Origin of the sequence: Polyangium sp. 15x6, from assembly GCF_029960785.1 — a bacterium.
Lineage (GTDB): Bacteria > Myxococcota_A > Polyangia > Polyangiales > Polyangiaceae > Polyangium.
This window is the reverse complement of record NZ_JASBQE010000031.1, coordinates 13,417-36,926: the sequence shown is the minus strand read 5'-3', so window position 1 is coordinate 36,926 and position 23,510 is coordinate 13,417. Positions and strand designations below refer to the sequence as shown.

Genomic DNA, 23,510 nt, shown 5'->3' with positions numbered 1-23,510 from the left:
CCGCGCGCGCGTTTTTGCGCATGAGGTCCCGATGCGTTCGAGCTGGCTCGCTTCTCTGATCGTCCCTGCCGCCCTCGTGGCGACGCTCTCCGGGTGTGAGGACAACAGCAAGGAGCAGGAGCAGGCCGCTGGCTACGTGCTCGACAAGCTCGTGCCCGTCGCGAACGAGGACGCCGCGCAGGTGCGCCGCGGCTTGCCCGAGGGAGCGAAGAAGCTCGGCGAGATCGTCGACAGCGATCCCGGCGCCAACCTCGTCGCCCTGCAGAAGGCCATCCGTGGGGCGCGCGCGTCGGTGAAGGACCTCGACATCGCGAAGAGCACGTTCTTCACCTTCGTCGATACCACGGGCATCGCGCTGCGCAGCGAGGCCGACCCCGATCTGCTCGCGCAGAAGTCGGTCCTCTCCTCGTTCCCTTCGCTGAAGAAGGCGCTCGAGCCGAGCGCGGGCCTCGTCGAGGCGTGGGGCGAGATGCAGGAGATGCGCGGCGTGCGCACGGGTCCCGACACGCAGTGGGTCGCGGCGCATCCCGTGAAGGACAAGGAAGGCCAGGTGAAGGGCATGTTCGTCACCGGCTGGTCCTTCCGCCGCTTCGCGCTTCACCTCGAGGAGATGGCGAAGCGCGAGCTCCTCGATCGCGCCGCGCGCGAGAAGCAGAAGAAGGTCCCCATCGTGTACGTCTTCCTCGTCCGCGACGGGAAGGCCTACGGCGCGCCCGTCACGCCCGACATCAACGCGCAGGCCGTCGAGGGACTGGATCTCGCGAACAAGACGCAGAGCGGCCCCTTCCGCGGCACCATCGAGATCACGAACCGCTCGTACGGCGTCGCGGCCCAGCGCATGCCCGATCTCGGCGAGGGCACGATCCTCTCCGTGATCGCCTCCTCGGTCTGAAGCGTGGTTCGTCGTGGCGAGCGATCCCCCGCCCGCGCCTCCGGCCCGTGATCCCGCGGCGAAAGCGCCGCGCAAGCCTCGCTCGCGTCGTCGTCGCATCGCCGCGCTCGTCGTCCTCGCCGTCGCGCTCCTCCTCGTCCTCGATCAAGTCGGCGTGCGTGAGCTCTCGGGCCGCGATTTTCCGCAGACCGACCCGCTCTCGCCCACGCTCCGCGCGCACGTCGAGACGCTCGCCGCGCCCGCGTGGGGCGGCCGCGTTCCCGGCACCGAGGGCAACGCCGCATCCGCGCGTTACCTCGCCGACGCGCTCGCCGCGGCCGGCGTAAAACCTTTCCCGTCGCTCGGCGGCTACCTCGCGCCGCTCGCCGAGCCAAGCTCGCCGCTCGGGCACAACGTGCTCGGATGGATCCCGCCCGAAGGCCCCGGCGAGCCGCGCGGCACCATCGTCCTCGGCGCGCACTTCGATCACCTCGGCCAGACCGACGAAGGCCTCCTCCTCGGCGCCGACGACAACGCTGCGGCCGTCGCCGTCCTCCTCGGCGTGATCCCCTCGCTCCTCACGCAGAGCCCGCGCCCGTACGGCATCGCGGTCGCCTTCTTCAACACCGAAGAGTCGCCCTACTTCAACACCCCGCGCCAGGGCTCGCAGCGCTTCGTCGCCACGCTCCCCAAGGAGATCGGCGGCTTTGCCTCGATTCGCCTCGCCCTCGTCATGGACCTCATCGGCGGCGTCGTCTGGCGCCGCACGGCCGACACCATCTTCGCGTGTGGCGCCGAGAAGACCCGCGGCCTCCCGGCGATCGTCGACGCTGTCCGCGAGCCTCGGCTCGACGTTCGCCGCCTCGGCATCCACGCGGTCGAGAACATCCCCGGCTACGCGCCGCAGCCTTTCTCCGACTACGACGTCTTCCGCGACCACGGCGTCCCGTTCCTCTTCCTCTCGAGCGGCCGCACACCTCGTTACCACCGCGCCTCGGACCTACCGGACACGCTCTACTACGACCGCATGGCGCGCACCTCGCGCTGGATCGCCGCGCTCGTCGCCGCGCTCGCCGCGTCGCCGCCCGCGTTCTCCTTCGACCCGCGCGGCGAGGACTTCGCGGCCGATCGCGACACCCTCCGGTTCGCCTTCGACGCGGCCGCCAAGCCGTGGAGCTCGATCCCTGGCACGAGCCCGATCTCCGCGGTGCGCATCCTCGGTGATCGGGGTCGCCTCGATGCCATGGCCGAGCCGGGCCACGTGTGGACCCCCGAGGACGCCCGGGCGATCGAGCGCGCGAGCTTCCGCCTGCAATGCTTGCTCTATCGTTTTCCGGTGTGCTTCACGCTCTGATCGCTTCGTGGTACGTTCGGCCCCGGAGATAACTCGAGACGATGCCCGCGAACATCGACCAGATGCTCAAGGTTTGCCGTGAGGTGATCGCTCCGCTCGTGCGTGCGGATCAAGGCGAGCTGTACCTCGTGGCGGTGGAGCCCGACCAGATCACGCTCCACCTCGCTGGGATGTGCGCGGGTTGCCCTGGCGCGAACCTCACCACGAAGGGCGTCATCGAGCCGGCCGTGCATGCGGTCGCGCCCTCGGCGCGTGTCGTCGTGACGAGCGGCATCCGCATCCCCGAAGGCGCGTCGCTCGTCACCTGAGCGACGCGCCTGCGGAGGTGACGCTGATCCCCCTGAAAAGCGAAGGGCCCCGCGTTTGGCGGGGCCCTCGTCGGCTCACTTCTTCTTCTTGTTGTCGGCGGGCGGCGGAGGCGCAGGCTCGGGGTCGGGCCCGCGGATCGCGGCAGCGACGGCAGGATCGATGGCGTCCTCCTGCTTCGGCTTGTTCGGACGCAGCGACTCGATGTTCTGCAGCGTCGCGTTGTCCTCGTACGCGATCGCGATCGCCGTCTCACCGCGCTCGATGAGGCGCACGTGCGTCGTCGCGTCCTTCCAGTCGATGACGGTCGCGAACCATCCGAGGTCCGGGTTCGGCGGGATGATCCGGCCCGGCGTGCCGTACGTCGTGGAGAGCTTGACCGCGGACTCCTGGAAGTTCGCGCCGAGCGGCCCGCCCTTGGAGAGCTTGATCTCGTCGATGATCTTCCAGAGCTTGTCCTGGATGAAGAAGAAGTGACGCGTCGGCTTGTCTTTGCGCGAGAGCGTCAGGATCCACTCTTTGTTGAGGTAGCTGTATTCACCGCGGAGCGCCGTCGAGTCGAGCGCCGTGGGCAGCTTGCCGAACTCGATCTTGCTGCGGCGGAAGGCGTTTTTCTCTTCCAGGAGCGCCGCGTCGAGCTCCCGCATCTTCACGCCGGGCGAGACCTTCTGGTAGAGCGGCTTGTATTCCTCGTCGAGCTGCTTGTCGATCGCCTCGCCGACCTGCTTCGTGTTCATGCCCCACTTCAGCGAAGTGGGGTCGAGCGCGATGGGCTTCTTGGCGACGGCCGGGCCCGTCATGGCGGGCGCAGCCGCCGCTTTCTTCTTCGCCTGCGCCTCGACCACCACCGGGGTTGCCGTCGCCGCGAGGCCGAACGTGGTCGCGAGGAGCGCTGCCCAAAGCTTGTTCACCTTCATCTCCAATCCTCCGCCCCGCCGGCCCGCGGCCGGCAACCGGGATCTACCAGATTCTGCGGGAAAAGGGGCCCGCCGAGGTCTTCGGGGGGTTGGACGGAGCCCGCGCCGGATCGATGGAAAAGGATCCGATCGAGGCAGGAGCCTGCCAGCACTGACAGATCGGAGGGGACGTGCTACGTGCAGGCCCAATGGCGCAGCCCTCGACGCGAACGGCCAGGCGGGCCAGAGCGGTCGCGTTCGGCGCGGCCCTCGGGGGGCTCGTGTCCGGGTGCGGCGCCGCCGGCGTCCAGGGCGATACGACCACCCCCGCGCATCCCGCCTGGCTCGGGCACGACCGGGTCCTCTTCGACGACGTCGTCGACGCGGCCGCCCTCGGCCTCGGCGCCGACGTCTCGAACGCGCAGAAGGATCCTCTCCTGAAAGAGCGGGCGCGTGGTTCCGAGCTCGTCTCGCGGGTGCGCGTGAGCACGGTGACCGTGGAGTCGCTGGCCGAGGTCCGCACCTACCGCCTCGTCCTCCAGGTCGTCGCGCCGCCGTTCGGCACGCCGGCCTTCGAGCAGACGGCGTTCGAGCTCGTCATTGGCCCAACGGCCCCGTCCTACGGGGTCGCGCAGGCGTTCGACATGCGCCTTCGTGGCGCGTCGTTCATTGGCTTTCTCCGTCGCTTCGCCGGCGAGGGGGACGAGCCGAGCAGGCTTCACTGGCACCTGTCGCCGGACACCGCCGAGGTGGCGGCTGCCGTGACGGATGCCCTCGCCCTCGCGGAGCTGTCGGGATCGTGAGCAACGTCGGCATCAAAACGTTGAAGGAAGTCGAAGGGATGCGAGCCGCGTGCCAGATGGCCGCGGAGACGCTGCTCGACGTCGGGGAGATGATCCGCCCGGGGATCACCACGGAGGACATCAACCGCTTCGTCCACGACGACACGGTTCGGCGCGGCGGCTGGCCCGCGCCGCTGAACTACCACGGGTTCCCGAAGAGCGTGTGCACCTCGGTGAACGAGGTCGTCTGCCACGGCATCCCGGGCGCGCGGGTCCTCGAGCCCGGCGACATCATCAACGTCGACGTCACCACGATCTACAACGGGTTTTACGGCGACACGTCGGCGACGTTCTACGTAGGCAAACCCTCGTCCGCGGCCAAGCACGTGACCGAGGTGTCGCGGCGCTCGCTCGAGCTCGCGATCGCGCAGGTGCGCGAGGGCGCGCGGCTCGGGGACATCGGCGCGGCGATCCAGGAGTTTGCCGAGGGCGAGGGCTGCTCGGTGGTGCGCGCGTTCGTGGGGCACGGCATCGGCCGGGTGTTCCACGAGGCGCCGCAGGTCTCGCACGTCGGCAAGCGCGGCACGGGCATGCGCTTGCGCGCCGGGATGTGCTTCACGATCGAGCCGATGATCAACCTCGGCCACCACGACGTGGAGGTCCTCTCGGACAAGTGGACGGCCGTCACCGCGGATGGATCGCTCTCCGCGCAGTTCGAGCACACGCTGGTCGTGACGAAGAACGGCTGCGAGGTGCTCACGCGTCGGAGCAGGAAGCTCGCGAACAGCGAGATCTTCGGGGACGTGTTTTCGGTCGCCGCCGCGGCCACGACGCGCTAACGGACCTTCGGTCCCATGTCCCTCGATGAAGCTGCGCGTGGCCGCATTGCGCCGTACGTCTCCAGCCTGACCGACGACGTTTTCGCACTCTCGGGTTTGCCCGAGGAGGTGATCGCCGTCCTCTTCGCCTACTACTCGCGCAGCCGCGACGACCTGCGGACGAACCTCGCGCGCCTGCTCGCGGATCAGGAGCTCGACGTCGAGGAGGGCGTGACGACGCGCCCCTCGTTCGGGCTCGCGACCGAGAAGGCGCGCGCGTTCCACGAAAAGTGGGTCGTTGGCTACGGGCACGCGTCGGTCGCGGAGCACGCGGTCGTGCACCTCGCGATCGAGAACGTGAGCATCGTGGCCTCGAAGGTGATCGAGGACCTCAGGCTCGGCTCGTACACCGAGAAGAGCACGCGCTACGTGGTCTTCGATCGGAACAGTTTCGTGAACCTGCCCGAGCTCGAAGGGTCATTGGGCCAGACGTACCGCGCGAGCGCAGAGCGCCTTTTCACGACGTACGTCGATCTCATGGCGCGTGTGATGGATGCGCTGCGCGTGCGCGTGCTGCGTCCGCCGGGCGCGTCGGAGGCAGCGCATGCAGCGGCGATCCGCGCGCATGCCTGTGATCTGTTGCGCGGGCTCCTGCCGGCCGGGACGCGGACGAACCTCGGTCTCACCGCGAACGCGCGCGCGCTCGAAGCGCTGCTCACGAAGATGCTCTCGCATCCGCTCGCGGAGGTCCGGAAGATCGCGACAGGCATGCACGCGGCCGCGCGCACCGTGACGCCGACCCTCGTCAAGTACGCTGCGCGGAGCGAGCACCGATCCGCGCAGCGGGCCGACGTGGGGGACAAGCTGCGCTCGATCTACGATCCCGGCCCCTGGGACGCCGGCGCGACGAACGTGGTCGGGCAGCCAGTGCGGCTCGTGCGTCACGATAAGGACGCGCTCGAACGGATCGTGCTCGCACTCGCGTACGACAGCAGCGAGCCGAACGTGCACGCCCGCGGGCTCACGGAGGCGATGCGGCACGCGACGTCGCGCGAGCTCGAAGACGTCGTGCGCGCGTCGCTCGCGCGTCGCGGCGCGTACGATCCTGTGCCGCGTGGCTTCGAGGCGACGACGATGACGTTCGAGCTGATGCTCGATTACGGCGCGTACCGAGATCTGCAGAGGCATCGCATGCTCCTGCCGGCGACGCAGCGGCTCACGTGCCGGCTCGGCTTCGAGACGCCCGCGGAGCTCGAGGAGCTCGAGCTCGCTCGGGCCTACACGGACGCGATGGTCGCAGCGTGCGACGCGTGGGAGGTGCTCGAGAGCCAACGGCCGCTCGAAGCGCAGTACGCGGTGCCGCTCGGCTTCCGGATCCGCACGCTCTGGACGCTCAACCTGCGCGAGCTTTTCCACGTGATCGAGCTGCGATCGGCGCGGCAAGGGCACGCGAGCTACCGGCGCATCGCGCAGGGGCTCTTCCGCGCGGCGATCGCGGTGCACCCCTGGCTCGAAGGTCTCGTCCGCGTGGATCTCGGCGACTACACGCTCTCGCGCGCCTGACCCCCACGGGATGCGCGGGGCGTTGCCCCGCACCCCAGCAGGGGGCTGTCCGCCCCCTGCACCCCGGACCAGCGCAAGCGCTGGACTCGGGGTCGATGAACTGCGCGATGCGCAGTTCATCGAACAGAGGCCGTGGCAAGACCACAAAGGCCTTGCCCATCGAGACAACAGCGCTGCCGTACGTGCTGGGGACGCCTTCCCTGTCGACAGCGCGCATCGCGCGCTGTCGCCCCGGGTCCAGCGCTTGCGCTGGTCCGGGTCCAGGGGCGGATAGCCCCTGGTCGGGTCCGGGGTGAAACCCCGGCGCTACGCTGTAGAAGAAGCGCGGCCCTTGCCGCCGCGCTTCGGACTCGCGGCGGCGGCCGCCGAACGCGCCTTCGCCTCGTCCAGCATCTCGGAGGCCGCCTTCAGCGCGCTCGGGCCGACCTTCGCGCCCGCAAGCATGCGCGCGACCTCCGCGACGCGATCTTTGCCTTCGACGCGCTTGACCGTGCTCTTCGTGATCGGCCCGTCGACCTGCTTCGACACCACGAAATGCGCGTCCGCGAACGCCGCGATCGTGGCGAGGTGCGTGATGCAGAGGACCTGGTGGTGCCGCGCCACGTCCGCGATCGCGCGGCCGATCTTGTCCGCCACCGCGCCGCCGACGCCGGCGTCGACCTCGTCGAACACGTAAAGTCCCGCCGGCCCCGACTCCGCGAGCGTGCGCTTGAGCGCCAGCAGCGCGCGCGAGAGCTCGCCGCCCGAGGCGATCTTGCGCAGCGGGCGCGGCTCGATGCCCTTGTTCGGCGCGATGAGGAACTCCACGCGGTCGATGCCGTCGCGACCGAGACGCGCGCCGTCGACGACGAGCTCCGATCGGTCACCCGAGAGCGGCGCGACGTCGACGATCACGCGCGCGCCGCCCATGCCGAGATCGGCGAGCTCTCCGCCGATCGACGCGCCGAGCTTCTCGCCGGCCTCGCGCCGCTTCTGCGAGAGCTGCCGTGCGCGCTCGCCTGCCGCGCGCAAGAGCCGATCGCGCTCGTGCTCCAGCGCTTCGAGCTTCGTCTCCACGTTGCCGAGCCCTTCGAGCTCCGCCGCGATCCGCGATCGCGCCGCGAGCACGTCGTCGACCGTGGGCCCGTGCTGCCGGAGCAGGCCTTCGAGCCGGTACATGCGGTCCTCGATCTCCGAGAGCCGCGACGGGTTCGCCTCGGCGCGCTCGGCGTATCGATCGACCTCGCGGGCGATCTCGCGAAGCTCGGAGAACAAACCATCGAGCGAGTTCGCCGTCGCCTCGAGGGATGGATCGAGATCCGCGGCGGCGCGCAGATCCTTCGAGAGCTTCGCGAGCTCGTCGCAGATCGCGTGCTCGCCCTGATCGAGCCGCGCGGCGGCGTGCTCGGTCAGCTCGCGCAGCCGGCCGGCGTGGCGCAACCTCTGCCGGTCGGCCGCGAGCTCTTCGAGCTCGCCGGGCCGCGGGGACACCGCGTCGATGCCCTGGAGCTGGAAGCCGAGGAACGCCTCGCGCTCGGCCCGCCCGCGCTCGGCTTCGCGCACCTCGCGGATCTCGGCGACGACCTTCTCGAGCTTCTCGACCTCCGCGGCGAGCGCCTCGCGTGCGGTCGAGAGACGGCCGAAACGATCGAGGTAACCGAGGTGCGTCGAGGGATCGGTCAGCGCGACGCTCTCGTGTTGCGAGGCCACGTCGCAGAGCTCCGACGCGAGCGCTTGCAGCTCGCCCGCGGTGCAGAGACGCCCGTTCAGGTACGCGCGCGATCGGCCGTTTTGCTGCACCACGCGGCGGATGACGAGCTCGCCGCCGGAGGACACGCCGGCTGCTTCGAGGGCCGTCGCGAGCCGCTCGCTGCCCGTCACATCGAAGAGCGCTTCGACCTCGGCCTCGTCGGCGCCGGGCCGCACTTGCTCGGCGTTGCCGCGGCCGCCGAGCACGAGCGAGAGCGCGCCGACGACGATCGACTTGCCCGCGCCGGTCTCGCCGGTGAGCACGTTGAAGCCAGGCTCGAGGCGGAGCTCGAGCGAATCCATGAGGACGAAGTTCTTGACGCGGAGGGCGACCAGCACGGGGCCGGGAGGATAAAGAACGCGGCGAGAAACGTCGACGCGTTCCGCGCGACGATCAGCGGATCGTGACCGACTTGCTCACCGTCACGGGATCGCCGGAGAACGGCGGGACCGAGGCGCTGCGGAACGCCGCGGCGATGCAGCCGCCGGTCGGCGTGCCGGCGAACGGCGGACCGTTCACCTGCGCCTTCGTGGCGCGGCCGGACGGGGCGAACGTGACGCTCACGCGGGCGGTGCCGCTCGGATCCGTGGGCGCCCTGCAGCCCGCGGCCCTGCCGGCGGCGGCGCCGAGCGCGGACGACGCGGCGCCCCTGTTGAACTCGTTCCCGCCGCCCGAAGGCGCCTCGGGCGCAGCGGGCTTGCTGTTCGCCGCGGCCATCGCGGCCGCGAGATCTTGCGCCTTGTTCCCCGATGCCGCCTCGTTCGGCTTCGTCTCCGGCGTCTTCTCGGCCGGTTTGTCGCCGCCCGCCGCGGGTTTGTCGCGACCATCGCCCTTCGCCGCCGCCTCTGTCGAAGAAGGGGCGCGTTTGTCCGCGGGCGCCTCGGTGCCAGCCTTCGACGTCGGGGTGTTCGTGGTCGGCGTGGGCGCCTGGTTCGTGTTCGCCGTCTGCAGCGCGGGCACCGTGTCGTTCGCCGGGCTCGGCGAGGTCGTCGACTCGATCCCCACCGCGGCCGTCGGCTCCTCGGTCGTCGTCGACGCCTGTTGCACCGCGAAAAACACAAGACCCGCGAGGGCCGCGACCACCACGACGCCGATCCCGAGGCGCTTGCGATCGAGCTTCCCGCTCGCGGCCGCGACATCGACGTCGAGATCGATCGCGTCCATCGACGACTTCGTCGCAGGCGCCGGCGGCGCCGTGATCGGCGGCGCGGCCAGGTAGAGCGCTCCTCCGCTGTTCGCCGCGTCGGCTTTTCCTGCGGCGGCCTCGGCCGGCTTCGGCGCGGTCGTGAGATCCTTGCCGAGTGCGGACACGCCGAGCGCCGACACGTCGGGCGCCACGAGCGGCGTGAGCGACTGGTTGTTGAAGAGGCTGCTGCTCAGGTTGAACAGATCCTCGTCGACGATCTTCCGGCTGCGGCTGATCTCGCGCGGATCGGGTTTCGAGCCGCGCTGTGCCGCCTTGTCCGCGGGTTTTTCCGGGGCGGCTTCGGGCTGCGCGTGCTTGGCCTCGTGCTTCTCGACGTCGAAGACCTCGAAGAACGAGGGCCTGTCGTCGTCGTCCTTCGACGTCGTCGTGCTCTTCGTCGTGGTCGGGACCGGCTCCGAGGTCTTCGCGAGCGCGGGCTGCGAGGCCGCCTTCGCGCGCGGCGCCGGCGGCGGAGGTGGGATCTTCGGGTTGTCGGCGCCTGCGAGCGCGGGCGGCGGCACCGTCACGACCTCGGCCGACACGTCGAGGTCGAAGACGCTCGTCCGCTCGGGGATCGACTTCATCGTCTCTGGCGGAATCTCCACGTTGCCCGCCGCCGTCGTCGTGTCGTTTTTCTTGTTGCTCATCGTGGAAGAACCTCGTCGCCGTCGGGTCCGGCCCCCGAGACCCCGGAGATCCAGTGCTTTTCGAGCCAATCGAGCGCGACGTCCGCGCTGCGGAGCGCCGCGTCGACGGCCATCACTTGCGGATCCGGCGCGCCCAGATCCTTGGCGTAGGCGCGCGCGTAGAGGATCCACGTCGAGAGCTCGTAGTGGTGCAGGAGCGGCCCGAAACGATGCGTGTCGAAACGCGCGATCCTCTCGGCGGCTTCCTCGACGGAAGGCGCGCGCACGAGCGCGGTGCTCGCGTCGAAGAGCAGCTCGCGCAGATCCTCGAACGCCTTGTCCGGGTCCTGCGACACCTCGTCGAGCATCGCCTCGAACGCGTCTTCCGGCATGCCGGCTTGCTGCGCGACCTCGGCCATCGCGGGCACCTGCGTCTCGAGAAACGCGGCGTCCGGCGCGTGGCCGAGCAAGCGACCGACGAGGTAGAGATCGAACGCGCTCGCGATCGACTCGCCGAGCAGGAGCGCCTCGGGGCTCTGACTCGCCGTCGTGCCGAGCGCCTCGAGCGCGCGACGCGTGACGTGATGCCAGCCCGCGTGCATCACCACGTCGGCGTGGATCGCGTCGCCGTCGAGGACGTCGCCGGGCTGGTCGGGCGACCAGAACGTGAGGTTCAAGAAGAGCGCGCGATCCCACCGCGCTTCCGGCGTGCCGGGCTTCGGCACGAGAAAAGCGACGTGGTCACGCACGAGCGCGCGCTTGAGCTCGGCGTACAGGCCGATGTGTCGATACGAGCGCTCGTCCTCGATGCGGAGATTGTCGAGCGTGAAACGTTGAAGTCGCACGGGAACCCGCGTTCAGGCTACGCGGACATCGGCTCCGGATCGAGGCCCACGCACGTCTGCCACGATTTCCTCTCGGGGCTCGTGGTACCGGCCGAGTTGCCGGTGGAGGATCAGCCGGAAGAGGAGCACCACGCCCACATCGTCGATCCAGGTGATGAAAGGCACGGCGTCGGGCACGAGATCGAGGGGCCAGACGCAGTAAACGACCGAAAGGACGACCAGCGCCTTCGCCCAGAGCGCGGCTTCCCGGTCGCGGAGCAGCCGCCAAGCCGCTGGCGCATCCCGGAGAAGGGGCACGAGCGCGAGCCCGCGAGCTTTTCCGGAGACCTTCTTGCCTTCGAGCTTCTGCGGGCGCAGGTCGGTGGTCTTTTTCACGACGGCCAACATGATTCCGCTGCGCGCGGCCGCAAGGGGCGGGCGCAGGATCGCCACGGGGCCACGCTTGAAAGTCCGTGCTGGTCGGGCATGATGCCGGTCCGACCTCGCCGGGGCCAATGCCCTGACATAGGTCGTCTTCGAGGAGGCATGTCTTCATGATCCGGCTGCGGTCTTTTCTTCCGTTCGTGCTCGCGCTCGCTCCCCTGGCCGTAGGCTGTAAGAAGGACGAGCCGCCCGCGCCCGCGCCGGAGGCGAAGCCGTCGACGGCGGCGCTGCCGAGCGGGAAGGGCAAGCTGCCGCTGCGCAGTCCGATCGCGCCCGTCCCGAAGTTCGACCCGCAGGCGATGAAGGACTACCGCCTCGAGGTTTGTTACTTCGGTACGCTCACCCTGCGCCAAGCGCGTGACGCTTACCTCACGAGCCTCGGGAAGGACGAACCGAGCGAGAAGAAGATCCCGAGCTTCGGCATCCCCGGCTCTTCCATGCCGCCGGCCCCGCCCACGCTTGCGGCTCCGCCGAAGCCCGGCGGCTCCGCGGCGCCCTCGGCCGGCCCCGCGCCCTCGGCCGGCCCCGGCCCCTCCGGCGCGCCGAGCGTCCACGCGGGCCGTAAGATGGCGGAGATGGGCATGCGCGCGCCGCACGAGCGCAACGCGCGGGCTTGCACCGTCGCCGCCGGCCTGAAGGAGCCGCCGATGCCCGACGTCGACGCGGCGCTCGCGACGTTCGCCCCGTTCTCCCTGGAGCTCAGCCGCAACATCGCCGCGGCCAGCGTGTACTACCAGCGCGAGGAGTACTCGAAGGACAAGTTCGAGCGCGGCAAGGAGCTGCACAAGAAGCTCGTCGCCGACTTCGCCAAGCTCGACGAGACCGCCGACAAACTCGGGAGCACGATCGCCGCGTGGCGCAAGGATCACCCCGTCGACATGGCGAAGCTCGACGAGGGCGAGCGGCTCGTGCTCACGGCCTACGAAAAGGCGCGCACGCTCGTCCTGTCGGTGCTCGCGAAGAAGATCGACGCGGCCGCCTACAAGGAGGGCGTCGCGGCGCTCGCGAAGGACATCGAGGCCATCAAGACGTTCGGCACGAACAACCCGAACGATCCGTGGGCGAAGATCACGGTCCCGCCGCTGAGCGCGTTCCAGAAGGCAGCCGAGGAGGCCCAGGCGAAGATCAGCGACAAGGGGATCGAGCCCGACGCGTTCCTCTCGCTCGTCAACGGGTTCACGTCGGTGATCGAGGCGAAGCACCGCGCGCTCTCCCGCTCGCTCACCGCGAAGGGTCAGGTCGTCGAGCCGAAGGCGGGCCCGCCCATGCGGCAGATCCCGACGCCGGGGCAGCAGGTCGAGCATCCCGACGATCACGCCGGCCACGCGCATTGAGGCGAGGGTCGCGGGGGCGGGCTCTCGGGCCCGCCTCAGCGCTCGCCGCGATGCCTCGAGATCGCGAGCCGATAAAGCGCCTCGTACTGGCGGCTCGCGTAATCCCAGCCAAACGGTTTTTTCATGGCCCGTCGCTGCATCGAGCGGAAATGCTCGGGGTGCTCGCGGTAGATCCATACCGCTTCGAGCACCGTGTCCGCGAGCACCGAGGGCGAGAGGTCGAGGAACTTGAAGCCCGTCGCCATGTGCTCGACCGTATCGTCGAGCCCGCCCACCGCGCGTACGACGGGCAGCGTGCCGTATCGCTGGCTGTAGAGCTGATTCAGCCCGCAAGGCTCGTACCGCGACGGCATGACGAACAGATCCACGCCCGCCTCGATGCGGTGCGCGAGCGCGTCGTTCATGCCGATGTATGCGCGGAATCGATCCGTCGAGTGGCTGAGCCGCTTGAAGAGATCCTCCGCCCAGCCTTCGCCCGATCCGAGCACCACGACCTGCACGTCGTGGTTCAGTAGCGTGCCCAGCGCGCCCGCGAAGATGTCGATGCCCTTCTGGTGCACGAGCCGGCTGATGAGGCCGATGATCGGTACGTCGGGACGAACCGGGAGCCCCATCTCGCGCTGGAGCTCCGCCTTGCAGAAGGCCTTCCCTTGTAGATCGTCGGCGTCGAAATGCGCGGCGAGGTGCCGATCCGTCGCGGGGTTCCAGATCTCGTCGTCGATCCCGTTCAGGATGCCGAGCACGTCGCCGCCGCGCTCGCGCAAGGAGCCTTCGAGCCCGTGGCCTCCCTCGCTCGTCTGGATCTCCAGCGCGTACCGCGGCGACACGGTCGAGAGCATCGTCGAGAAGTTGATGCCGCCTTTCAGCAGGTTCAGCCGATCGTAGGACTCGAGCGCGCGGTGGTGGAAGACGTCCCAGCCGAGGCCGGTCTGGTAGAGCTCGTTTTTGCCGAACCAGCCCTGATAGCCCATGTTGTGGATCGTCAGGACCGACGCGGCGCCGCCGAGCGGGGAGCGGGCGTCGAGCGTCTTCATGTAAATCGGCACGAGGCACGTCGGCCAGTCGTGCACGTGCACGACGTCGGGGATGAACCCGAGCGCGAGCGCGAGCCGGAGCGCCCCGCGCGAGAGGAACGTGAAGCGCGCGAGGTTGTCGCGGTAGTCCCCGTTCGAATCGTTGTAGATGCCGCTGCGATCGTAGAGCTCGTCGTGCTCGAGCAGGTACACGCGCGACGTGCTCTCGCCGAGCCGCGCCTCCCACACCGCGCCCCACGCTTCGCCGCCGCCCACGGGCACGCCGAGCGAGATCGGCAGCCGTTTGGCCGGGTGTTTCTTCGCCACGCGGTAGCGCGGCATCACCGTGCGGACGTCGTGTCCGCGCGCCGCGAGCGCGATGGGGAGCGCGCCGGCTACGTCCGCCAGGCCTCCCGTCTTGGCGAAAGGGACGCACTCGGAGACGACGTTGAGGATGCGGAGGCGGGGCATGCGTTCAACCGACCGACGGTGCCGGCAGCCTACCACGGCTCGCCGCGTTGACGATCTTCACGAGCCTGTCGATCGAGCGTTCGAGTCCGAGCGCCGAGGTGTCGATGATGTGGGCCGCGCGCTCGTAGAGAGCCCTTCGCGCGCGCAGGATCGCGCGGAGCTCCTCCATCGCCGCCGGCCGGCTCGCCATCGGCCTCGCGTCCCCCTGATCGATCACGCGCTGAAAATGGTCTTCCGGGCGCGCGCGCAGCCACACGGTCACGGCCTCGCGGCAGAGCAGCTCGAACGTCTCGTGATCGGTCACGAGGCTGCCGCTCGTCGCGACGATCCCGCGCACGCCGCGCGCCACGAGCCGCTCGAGCTCCTCGCGTTCGAGCCTGCGGAAGTACGCGGTCCCGTGCATCTCGAAGATTTCAGTGAGGCTCATACCGGCCCGCGTCACGACGAGGCTGTCGAGCTCCACGAAGGGCAAACCGAGCCGGGCGGCCGCGCGGCTCCCGAGCGTGGTTTTTCCCGCCCCACGCAGGCCGAGCAGCGCCACGAGCGGGCCCTTCTCCGCCGCGCGCGGCGGCTCCGTGGGAGCACTCGCGAGCAGCGTCGAGGCGGTCGTATCGAGCGCGCGCGCGATCGCGTCGAGGCGAACCACGGACACGTTCGCCTTGCCGCCCTCGACGAGCACCAGAAAGCGCTCGCTCACGCCCGACGCGGCCCCGAGATCCCGCAGCGTCAAACCCGCCGCGCGCCGCCGCTCGCGCACCCGCTCGCCGAGCGCCTGCAAGAGGGGCGAGCCTGTGCCTTCCGCTTCCTCTGCACCCGCGTCGGGCTTCTTTCGGGCCGCCACGTCATGCACTATATTTCATGAACCAAGATCCAACAAGCAGTATATTGCTTGACACTCCATCGCCCCGGTGGTGGAGTTTTCGGCGATGGGCATCGAGAGTGAAAGCAGCGGGGCCAAGGCGCCCGCCATCCGTTTCGAGACACATCCGAGCCGGTACAAGCACTGGAAGCTGTCGTTCGACGGCGCGATCGCGCGGCTCGTGATGGATGTGGTCGAGGAGGCGCCGATGCGCCCCGGCTACACGCTCAAGCTGAACAGCTACGACCTCGGCGTGGACATCGAGCTCGCGGACGCGGTGGAGCGGCTGCGCTTCGAGCATCCCGAGGTGAAGGTCGTGATCGTCACGAGCGGTCAGCCGCGCATCTTCTGCGCCGGCGCGAACATCTACATGCTCGGTTCGTCGACGCACGCCTTCAAGGTCAACTTCTGCAAGTACACGAACGAGACGCGCCTCTCGCTCGAAGAGGCGTGCAGCGAGAGCGACCAGCACTACGTGGCCGCGCTGAACGGCGTGGCCTCGGGCGGTGGTTACGAGCTGGCACTCGCGTGTGAGAAGATCCTGCTCTGCGACGATGGATCGAGCGCGGTCTCGTTCCCAGAGACACCGCTGCTCGCCGTGCTCCCGGGCACGGGCGGGCTCACGCGCCTCGTCGACAAACGCAAGGTCCGCCGCGATCTCGCCGACGTGTTCAGCACACTCGCCGAGGGCGTTCGCGGCAAGCGCGCCGAGGAGTGGCGTCTCGTCGATCGTTCGATCCCGAAGAGCCGCTTCGATCAGGGAGTGATCGAGGAGGCAAACGCGATCGCCGCGCGCACGAAGGACAAGCAGGGCCCGGGCGTGACGCTGGTCCCGCTCGAGGTGAAGCGCTCCGAGGACGGCAGCAAGTCGAAGGCCGAATACAAGTACGTCACGCTCGTCGTCGACAGCCAGACGCGCGTCGCCGAGCTCGAGGTGCGCGCGCCCGAGGGCGCGCCGGAGACCACCGCGGAGGCGCTGCACAAGAGCGGCTCCGACGTGTGGGCGCTCCGCGTGTTCCGCGAGATCGACGATGCGCTGCTCGATCTGCGCTTCAACCATCCGGAGGCAGGCCTCGTGCTGCTCCGGACGAAGGGTGATCCCGAGGCCGTGCGCGCCGCGGACAAGGCGCTCCACGCGCTGCGCGACGACTGGTTCGCCCGCGAGATCCTGCTCAAGATGCGCCGCACCCTGAAGCGCCTGGATCTCACGGCGCGTAGCGTGTTCTCGCTGGTCGAGCCCGGCTCGTGCTTCGCGGGCAGCCTGTTCGAGCTGGCCCTCGCCGGCGACCGGACGTACATGCTCGACGGCGGGGACGAGCCGCCCGTGATCGGCCTCTCGCCGCTGAACTTCGGCCCGTTCCCGATGCCGAACGGCCTCACGCGCCTCGAGACGCGATTCCTCCACGATCCTTCGGCCGTGAAGCGTCTGGAAGGACAAACGTCCTTGGTGGACGCAGAGAGCGCGGCAAAGCTCGGGCTCGTGACGTTCACGCCCGACGAGATGGACTGGGACGACGAGGTGCGGATCGCGGTCGAGGAGCGCGCGAGCCTGTCGCCCGACGCGCTGACCGGGATGGAGGCTTCGCTGCGCTTCGCCGGGCCCGAGACGCTGGAGACGAAGATCTTCGGGCGTCTCTCGGCCTGGCAAAACTGGATCTTCCAGCGCCCGAATGCGGTCGGCGAGCGGGGCGCGCTCACGATGTACGGCCGGCCCGAGCGACCCGAATTCGACTGGAGGCGAACGTGAGCTCTGTCGTCAATTCCGAGCGTATTCCGAACAACGTCGATCTCGCGTCCGACAAGAAGCTTCAGCGGGCGCTCGAAGCCTGGCAGCCGCGGTTCATCGACTGGTGGAAGGAGATGGGTCCCGAGGGCTTTCAGGAGGACCAGATCTATCTCCGCACGGCCGTGAGCGTCGATCACGAGGGCTGGGCCCATTTCGACTACGTGAAGATGCCCGACTACCGCTGGGGCATCTTCCTCACGGATCCCGTGTCCGATCGAAAGATTGGCTTCGGCGATCACATGGGCGAGCCCGTCTGGCAGAGCGTGCCCGGCGAGTTCCGCAACGTGTTGCGCAGGCTCGTCGTGACGCAAGGAGACACCGAGCCCGCGAGCGTCGAGCAGCAACGTCTGCTCGGCCAGTCGTGCCCGAGCCTCTACGATCTGCGCAACCTGTTCCAGGTGAACGTGGAGGAGGGCCGGCACCTCTGGGCAATGGTGTACCTGCTCCACAGCTACTTCGGCCGCGACGGCCGCGAGGAGGCCGAAGCACTTCTCGAGCGCAGGAGCGGCAACCCCGACAAACCGCGGATCCTCGGGGCGTTCAACGAGCCGTGTCAGAACTGGCTGTCGTTCTTCATGTTCACGTACTTCACGGACCGCGACGGGAAGTACCAGCTCCTCGCGCTCGCCGAGAGCGGCTTCGATCCGCTCGCGCGCACGACGCGGTTCATGCTGACCGAGGAGGCGCATCACATGTTCGTCGGCGAGACGGGCATCCTGCGCATCGTGCAGCGGACCGCGGAGCTGATGAAGAAGAACAAGAACGAGGACGCGCGCGCCGAGGGCGGGATCGATCTGCCGACGATGCAGAAGTACCTGAACTTCTGGTACTCGGTGTCGCTCGACCTGTTCGGCGGCGAGATCTCGTCGAACGCGGCAAACTTCTTCGCGTCGAGCCTGAAAGGGCGCGCGAAGGAGGAGAGCTACGAGGATCACCGCGCAGTCGACGGCGTCTATCCGATGGACGTGCCCGTGACCGCGGGGCCCGGCGTGGTGACGAGCTTCCGGCGCGAAGAGGTGCCGCTGCGCAACGCGATGAACGAGGTGCTGCGCGACGAGTACATCGAGGACGCGCAGCGCGGAGTCGACAAGTGGAACCGCGCGCTCGCCGAGGCGGGGATCTCGTACCGGCTGACGCTGCCGAGCCGAAGGTTCCATCGGCGCACGGGGATCTACGGCGGGCTCTACTTCGACGTGCAGGGCAACGTCCTCACGAAGGAAGACTGGGAGCGTCGTCGCGACGAGTGGCTGCCGAGCGAGGCAGACGAGGCCTACGTGAAGAGCCTCATGACGGCGCCAATCTACGATCCGAAGCAGATGGCGAACTGGATCGCGCCGCCGAAGCACGGCATCAAAGGGCGGCCGGTCGATTTCGAGTACGTGAAGCGCACGGCTTGAGGCTCGGGTTGAGGCCGCGTCGCTGGGGCTTTGCCCCAGGCCCCACCCGGGGCTGTCCGCCCCGGGACCCGGACCAGCGCAAGCGCTGGACTCGGGGTCGATGAACTGCGCGATGCGCAGTTCATCGAACAGCCGCTGACAAGACCACCAACGATCCTGCTCTCCCTCGTCGACGTGTGGACAAGACCTTCGTGGTCTTGTCACGGGCCCGTGGGAAGAACTGCGCATCGCGCAGTTCTTCCCCCCTCGGTCCAGGCCGTGCCTGGTCCGGGTGCAGGGGCGGATAGCCCCTGCCGGGGTCCGGGGCAGCGCCCCGGCGCGGCGCCCCACCGCTCGGCCTACGACGTGTACGGCGCGACGCCTTGTGCTTCGAAGAGCTCGGCGCGGGCTTCGGAGAGCTCGGTGTTCACCGTGCGCAGACGCTGCGAGAGGCCCTGCACGAAGCTCCAGAGCAGCTTCACGGCGAGCACTGGCTCGCGTCGCATGACGTTCATCATGTCCGTTCGTGTGATGACCATCGTGCGCACCGACTCGAGTGCCCGCACCGTGGCCGAGCGCCGTGAGTCGTCGACGAGGCCCATCTCGCCGAAATAACCACCCGTCATGATCGTCGTGATTGCGACGTTGTCCTTCTCGACGGCCACGCGCCCGCGCAGGATCACGTACAGGTCCTCGCCGGGCTCGCCCTCGGTCACGATGGCTGCGCCGAGGGGGTAGCTCTTCACCTCCGAGATCGCGAGGATCTCGGCTTGCTCGCGGTAGGTGAGGTGCATGAACAGCGGGATGCCGCGCAGCGCCTCGTGCTTCGTGAGCGCTTCGGGCTCCTCCGCCGTCGCGCCGTGGAACGAGAGCACGATTGCCGTGATGTTGTCCCGGCCGCCACGCTCGTTCGCGAAGTCGATGAGCTGCTCCGCGAGGTTGTCCGGTACGCTCGCGCAGAGCAAGGGGACCTCTTCGTCCTCGATGTAACCGTGCAGGCCGTCGCTGCAGATCAGGAAGAGGTCGCCCGGCGTGATCTCCACGAGCAGCGTGTCGACCTGCACCGACTCCTGCGTCCCCACGGCCCGCGTGAGCACGCTGCGCAGGGCGCTGATCTTCGCCTGCTCCTTCGTCATCGTCCCGTTTTTGATCGAGGCCGCGACGATCGTGTGATCCTCGGTGAGCCGGTTCGCCACGTCCTGCCGCAGGAGGTAGGCGCGGCTGTCGCCCACGTGCCCGACCACGGCGCGATCCCCTGCGACGGCGAAGAGCACCATCGTCGTGCCCATGCCGCGGAGCTTCGGGTCGTTCTCGGCCATGCTCCAGAGATCGGCGCAGGCAGCCTGGATTGCCGCTGCGACGAGCTCTTGCGCGGCGACGCGGTTCTCCTGCGACGGGTTCTCCGCAAAGCGCGTCAGCACCTCGACTCGGTCGGCCACGTAGGCCCGCGCGACGTCGACCGCGCGGCGCGAGGCGACATCACCGGCCGCCTGACCACCCATGCCGTCGGCCACGATGTACAGGCCGAGGTCGGGGTCCACGAGGTGACTGTCCTCGTTGCGCTTGCGCTTGCGACCGACGTGCGTCGCGGCCTGCGACGTGACCGTGAGAGGCATGCCCCGCATCCTAGTCGAGGCGAAGGCCGCTTCGGAAGGCGCTACGCGTCAAACCGTGGGCGCGCGTCGTTGGAACGGGAGAAACCCGATTGCGAGCGCGAGCCCGAAGATCACGTGTTCGAGGATCGCCGGACCCACGGGCACGCGCTCCGCGATCGCGCCGAGGCCTACCGCGGGCAACACCGCCTTGTACATGACGAACCAGATGATCACGCCGTACGCCGCGCCGAACACGAGCGTTCGGAACACGTTCGCGCCGAAGACGAGCAGACCGAACAGCGCGCCCCAGGCGATCGACACGGCGAAATGCACGAGGATGCCGAGCACCACGGCGCCCGCGTCGAAGCCGGGCGCGAATGCGCGATCGTCGAGGAACGGCGCCGAAGCCCACTTGAACACGACCCACGGATCGCCGCCGCGCGCGACCGTCGAGAGGAGCCCGTACAGGCTCGCCACGATTCCCGCGAAAATGCCCGCGATCACGCCGCCCGAGAGCGCGATGATCGATCGCTGTCTCCCCCTCGCCGCCATGTAGGTCCCGTGGCGCTGGGCGAGCGCGTGTCAACCGCGGGAATCCTGTCGCAATCGGGCGGGCTCTGCGCCCGAGCCTTGACGCCGGCCGGTGGCTCCCGATCATCCCACCATGAAAACCAAACTTCGGCGCGATATCGCGCTCTTCTTGGCCTTGGCCTCGGCCGCCTCGCTCGGCGCAGCTGGGGTCTCGTGCTCCTCGAACGGCGGTGGTGGCTCGTCTGCGACCCAGGGAACGGGCGGAGCCGGCGCCTCGGGCTCGGGCGGCTCGGCCGGCTCGGCCGGCGCGGGCGGGGAAGGCGGCGACTTCATCGGCAGCGGCCCCAATCCGAACGGACCGTTCCTCGATTTCCCCGCCGGCCCTCAAATCGACATGGGCGTGCCTGCGCAGGCACCCGAGCTCTTCCAGGGCACGCCCGCGCAGCCGCAGGGCGGCCCTTGCGTCGCGGAGCCGCCGATGGAGGCGCTCGTCCCGACGAACTGGACGCCGCTGCGATTCGAATGGATCGCGCCGGCGGGGCACAACGTCTTCGAGCTCCGGCTCGGGGTCGACAACCAGGTGAACGAGCTCGTGGTCTACACGACGACCACCTCGTACACGATTCCCGCGGACATCTGGTCCGGGCTCGCGGGGCACAGCGCGGGCCGGGACATCAAGATGGCCGTGCGCAGCGCGCAGATCGACGGCGGTCAGCTCGTCGCTGGACCGTTCGTCGGCACCGAGGGCGTCGTGCACGTGGCGCCCGTCGCCGCGCCGGGATCGATCGTCTACTGGACGACGGGCGCGCCGGGCTCGGGCAAGACCGCATTGAAGGGTTTTTCCATCGGCGACACCCAGGTCACGACGGTGCTCTCGCCCGAGATCGTGGGTGGCGACACGACGTGCGTGGCTTGCCACGCCTCGTCGCCGGACGGCGCGCTCTCGTTTTTCACGCGCGACGCGTCGATCGGGACGCGGACCGTCTCGGCGCGGAAAGTGGACGGGACGGCGGCTTTGCCCACGGAGATGCAGGTCTCGGCCGTGGCGCTCGGGCTGCTCGGCCGGAACAAGCAAACGGCGCCGACGCTCTCCGGGGCCCATTACACGGCGCAGGACGCCGTGGCCATCACGGTGATGTTCGATCCCGCGCTCACGGGGAACAGGTACGAGCTCGCCTGGACCGACCTCCATGCGCAGGATCCCGCGACTGGCTGGGGTATCTTGCCGCGCGTGGGGGACGGACGCGCGGTGGTCGCGTCGCCGACGTGGTGGCACGACGGGACGACGATCGCTTACACGACGGCGCCCGCCGGCGGCGAAGGCGTCATCACGGGGATCTCGGACGCCGACACCACGATGGACATCTACACGGTGCCCTTCAACAACCGGCAAGGCGGCAATGCGACGCCGCTGCCCGGCGCGAGTGATCCGGCGTTCGTGGAGTTTTACCCGGTCATCTCGCCGGGCGACACGCTGCTCGCGTTCAATCGATTCGCGCCATACAAGGCCGACGGCGTGAACTGGGCGGATTCGTACGACGAGCCGATGGCCGAGGTCCTCGTGGTCCCTGCGAAAGGCGGCGAGGCCGTGCGCGTGGCGGGCAACGATCCGCCGGCCTGCGTGGATCGGAAGAGCCCGGGCCTCACGAACTCCTGGCCGCGCTGGGCCCCGAGCGCCGAGGGGTTCAACGGGAAAAAGTATTACTGGCTGACGTTCAGCTCGAAGCGGCGCGATCTGAACAATCCGCAGCTCTTCGTGAGCGGCGTCGTGACGACCGTGCAGGCCGACGGCTCCGAGGTGATCGACAAGACGTACCCCGCGCTTTACGTGACGTCGCAGGTCCCGGAAGAGAACAACCACACGCCCGCGTGGGACGTGTTCCAGATCGAGCCGCCGCAATGACGCGACGCGACTAAGGCCCGCCCGCCGCTTCCAGCTCGCCCTCCGCCTCCTTCACGTTCTTCGTGAACTCCTTGATGTGGCGGTCGCGCTCCTCGCTCTGCCATTCCGCATCGGAAAACACGCTCTCCGGATAGGCCTTCGTCGTGTGGAAAGGCCCGTCGCGCCCCGGGACGAGCTCGCGGTCGGGGTAGGTGTCTTCCTTGAGCAGGTACGCCTCCACGTCGCGCAGCACGAATGGCGATTTCGCTCGCTCGTCGAGGACGAGTTTGCCGAAAATGCACATTTTCGCCTCCTGCGCGCCCGCGCCGAGCGGATCGTTGTGCTCGAGGTACGCGAATCCGTCTCCCTCGGCGTCGTCCACGCGGCCCACGACCACGTAACGGCCCGGTTTGTCCACCGCGAGGCGCAGGTACAAGCAGAGCGAGCCGTTCTCGATGACCTCGCGCACGTCGCCCGTGAAGCGCGCCGGCGGCGCGGGCGTGTAGACGAGGTTGAATTGCGCGGCGCCTTCCTCGCCCTCGATACGCAGATCGAGGTTCACCGCGATGGGGCCGTGATACCCGCCGAACCCTTCCTTCGCCGGGGCGAAGAGCGCGGCGATCGCGGAGCCGCCCGCGCCTTCGTCGGCGAACGCGACGCGGGCCGGGGGCATCGTGCTCGCTTGCGGCATCGTCTCCGGGACGCGGGCCTCGGCCCGGAGGACCTCGCAACGCGCGGGGCCGTCGCTCGTCGTGCACGAGACCACGAGGCGCGCGGCCTCGTCGCCCACGAGATACATGCGATCCTGCTCCAGCGTCACGCGGGCGTCCGTGAGCTTGTGATCCGGGCGCGCGAGCGGCAGCGTGTTTTTCGCGACGGAATGCGGCTTTTGGAGGTCGGGTTTTTCCGAAAGCGGGCGCGCGCCGGGTGGGTAACGTGTCGCCTGCACATACCCTTCGAGCGTATGCCGTGCTCGCTCCAGGCGTTTTTCGGCGATTTTACGCGCGCTTTCCTCCGCCCCGTCCTCGCCCGCGGCGGGCATCCAGCGTGGCTTCGGGCCGTTCTGGTCGCGGCCAGGCGCGGACCCTGCGGAGTGCGCCGGGGCCGCGGCGAGGATCTCGTCTTCGGAGGGCGCGCGCCGCGGCGAGAGGCGGTCGCGTTGCCAGAAGAGCAGCAGGCCCGCGGCGAGGACGGCCGCCCCGATGACGAGGCGCCGCCGTCCCGGCCGCGGGGAGGCCGTCGTTCCTGCCGAGCGTTTCGTCAC

At 69.1% G+C, this 23,510-nt stretch carries 20 protein-coding genes; 10 read left to right on the top strand and 10 right to left on the bottom strand.

Translation table 11 applies throughout. The features are described 5' to 3' along the window. The first annotated feature begins 31 nt into the window (after nucleotides 1–31). The 3 genes from QHF83_RS23190 to QHF83_RS23180 are packed head-to-tail and all read left to right on the top strand — an operon-like array spanning nucleotide 32 to nucleotide 2,533. Nucleotides 32–892 carry a hypothetical protein gene (locus QHF83_RS23190; RefSeq protein WP_282420090.1) on the top strand — a complete coding sequence of 287 codons (861 nt, stop codon included), beginning with the start codon at nucleotides 32–34 and terminating at the stop codon, nucleotides 890–892. Nucleotides 893–905: 13 nt separating this feature from the next. After that, the gene (locus tag QHF83_RS23185; RefSeq protein WP_282420089.1) at nucleotides 906–2,225 is read left to right on the top strand and encodes a M28 family peptidase; all 1,320 of its coding nucleotides are present in this window, start codon (nucleotides 906–908) and stop codon (nucleotides 2,223–2,225) included. Nucleotides 2,226–2,266: 41 nt separating this feature from the next. Beyond that, on the top strand, nucleotides 2,267–2,533 hold the full coding sequence (locus QHF83_RS23180) for a NifU family protein (protein ID WP_271919358.1): 267 nt from the start codon (nucleotides 2,267–2,269) through the stop codon (nucleotides 2,531–2,533). A 75-nt stretch (nucleotides 2,534–2,608) separates the two neighbouring features. Here the strand turns inward: QHF83_RS23180 and QHF83_RS23175 are convergent, their stop codons facing one another. Further along, entirely contained in the window at nucleotides 2,609–3,448 is an 840-nt protein-coding gene (locus QHF83_RS23175) for a hypothetical protein (RefSeq protein ID WP_282420088.1), read from the bottom strand. Between the two features lie 188 nt (nucleotides 3,449–3,636). Between QHF83_RS23175 and QHF83_RS23170 the strand changes: the two genes are divergently transcribed. The 3 genes from QHF83_RS23170 to QHF83_RS23160 are packed head-to-tail and all read left to right on the top strand — an operon-like array spanning nucleotide 3,637 to nucleotide 6,590. Further along, on the top strand, nucleotides 3,637–4,230 hold the full coding sequence (locus tag QHF83_RS23170; RefSeq protein WP_282420087.1) for a cobalamin ABC transporter substrate-binding protein: 594 nt from the start codon (nucleotides 3,637–3,639) through the stop codon (nucleotides 4,228–4,230). Next, the gene (gene map / locus QHF83_RS23165) at nucleotides 4,227–5,048 is read left to right on the top strand and encodes a type I methionyl aminopeptidase (protein ID WP_282420086.1); all 822 of its coding nucleotides are present in this window, start codon (nucleotides 4,227–4,229) and stop codon (nucleotides 5,046–5,048) included. Before QHF83_RS23170 ends, map begins: the two co-directional genes overlap by 4 nt. 15 nt (nucleotides 5,049–5,063) lie before the next feature. Further along, nucleotides 5,064–6,590, top strand: a complete 1,527-nt coding sequence (locus QHF83_RS23160; protein WP_282420085.1) for an FAD-dependent thymidylate synthase — start codon at nucleotides 5,064–5,066, stop codon at nucleotides 6,588–6,590. A gap of 306 nt (nucleotides 6,591–6,896) precedes the next feature. On the opposite strand, the gene recN is transcribed toward QHF83_RS23160, so the two are convergent. The 4 genes from recN to QHF83_RS23140 are packed head-to-tail and all read right to left on the bottom strand — an operon-like array spanning nucleotide 6,897 to nucleotide 11,351. Continuing rightward, nucleotides 6,897–8,657 carry a DNA repair protein RecN gene (gene recN / locus QHF83_RS23155; protein WP_282420084.1) on the bottom strand — a complete coding sequence of 587 codons (1,761 nt, stop codon included), beginning with the start codon at nucleotides 8,655–8,657 and terminating at the stop codon, nucleotides 6,897–6,899. Between the two features lie 55 nt (nucleotides 8,658–8,712). Further along, nucleotides 8,713–10,152: a hypothetical protein gene (locus QHF83_RS23150; protein WP_282420083.1), complete on the bottom strand. Its 1,440-nt coding sequence runs from the start codon at nucleotides 10,150–10,152 to the stop codon at nucleotides 8,713–8,715. Next, nucleotides 10,149–10,976 carry a hypothetical protein gene (locus tag QHF83_RS23145; protein WP_282420082.1) on the bottom strand — a complete coding sequence of 276 codons (828 nt, stop codon included), beginning with the start codon at nucleotides 10,974–10,976 and terminating at the stop codon, nucleotides 10,149–10,151. The genes QHF83_RS23150 and QHF83_RS23145 overlap by 4 nt, the downstream gene beginning before the upstream one ends. 12 nt (nucleotides 10,977–10,988) lie before the next feature. Further along, nucleotides 10,989–11,351, bottom strand: a complete 363-nt coding sequence (locus tag QHF83_RS23140) for a DUF1232 domain-containing protein (RefSeq protein WP_282420081.1) — start codon at nucleotides 11,349–11,351, stop codon at nucleotides 10,989–10,991. Nucleotides 11,352–11,509: 158 nt separating this feature from the next. Here QHF83_RS23140 and QHF83_RS23135 point away from each other — a divergent pair, with 158 nt between their 5' ends. Next, nucleotides 11,510–12,733, top strand: a complete 1,224-nt coding sequence (locus tag QHF83_RS23135) for a DUF3829 domain-containing protein (RefSeq protein WP_282420080.1) — start codon at nucleotides 11,510–11,512, stop codon at nucleotides 12,731–12,733. A gap of 35 nt (nucleotides 12,734–12,768) precedes the next feature. On the opposite strand, the gene glgA is transcribed toward QHF83_RS23135, so the two are convergent. Together glgA and QHF83_RS23125 are read right to left on the bottom strand one after the other, a co-directional pair. Further along, nucleotides 12,769–14,217: a glycogen synthase GlgA gene (gene glgA, locus QHF83_RS23130; protein ID WP_282420079.1), complete on the bottom strand. Its 1,449-nt coding sequence runs from the start codon at nucleotides 14,215–14,217 to the stop codon at nucleotides 12,769–12,771. A gap of 4 nt (nucleotides 14,218–14,221) precedes the next feature. Next, a complete protein-coding gene (locus QHF83_RS23125; RefSeq protein ID WP_282420078.1) occupies nucleotides 14,222–15,058 on the bottom strand; it encodes a shikimate kinase in 837 nt (278 codons plus the stop codon). Nucleotides 15,059–15,143: 85 nt separating this feature from the next. On the opposite strand from QHF83_RS23125, the gene boxC reads away from it, so the two are divergent. Beyond that, a complete protein-coding gene (gene boxC / locus QHF83_RS23120; protein WP_282420077.1) occupies nucleotides 15,144–16,823 on the top strand; it encodes a 2,3-epoxybenzoyl-CoA dihydrolase in 1,680 nt (559 codons plus the stop codon). Continuing rightward, the gene (gene boxB, locus QHF83_RS23115; RefSeq protein ID WP_282420076.1) at nucleotides 16,820–18,259 is read left to right on the top strand and encodes a benzoyl-CoA 2,3-epoxidase subunit BoxB; all 1,440 of its coding nucleotides are present in this window, start codon (nucleotides 16,820–16,822) and stop codon (nucleotides 18,257–18,259) included. Before boxC ends, boxB begins: the two co-directional genes overlap by 4 nt. Nucleotides 18,260–18,597: 338 nt before the next feature. On the opposite strand, the gene QHF83_RS23110 is transcribed toward boxB, so the two are convergent. Then, nucleotides 18,598–19,854 (bottom strand): cyclic nucleotide-binding domain-containing protein, encoded by a 1,257-nt coding sequence (locus tag QHF83_RS23110; protein WP_282420075.1) that lies wholly within the window; start codon nucleotides 19,852–19,854, stop codon nucleotides 18,598–18,600. Nucleotides 19,855–19,902: 48 nt separating this feature from the next. Next, entirely contained in the window at nucleotides 19,903–20,385 is a 483-nt protein-coding gene (locus QHF83_RS23105) for a hypothetical protein (protein WP_282420074.1), read from the bottom strand. A gap of 112 nt (nucleotides 20,386–20,497) precedes the next feature. Between QHF83_RS23105 and QHF83_RS23100 the strand changes: the two genes are divergently transcribed. Further along, nucleotides 20,498–22,267 carry a hypothetical protein gene (locus QHF83_RS23100; protein WP_282420073.1) on the top strand — a complete coding sequence of 590 codons (1,770 nt, stop codon included), beginning with the start codon at nucleotides 20,498–20,500 and terminating at the stop codon, nucleotides 22,265–22,267. A gap of 10 nt (nucleotides 22,268–22,277) precedes the next feature. Here QHF83_RS23100 and QHF83_RS23095 read toward each other — a convergent pair whose 3' ends face one another. Then, complete coding sequence (locus QHF83_RS23095; RefSeq protein ID WP_282420072.1) at nucleotides 22,278–23,510, bottom strand: hypothetical protein; 1,233 nt, start codon at nucleotides 23,508–23,510, stop codon at nucleotides 22,278–22,280.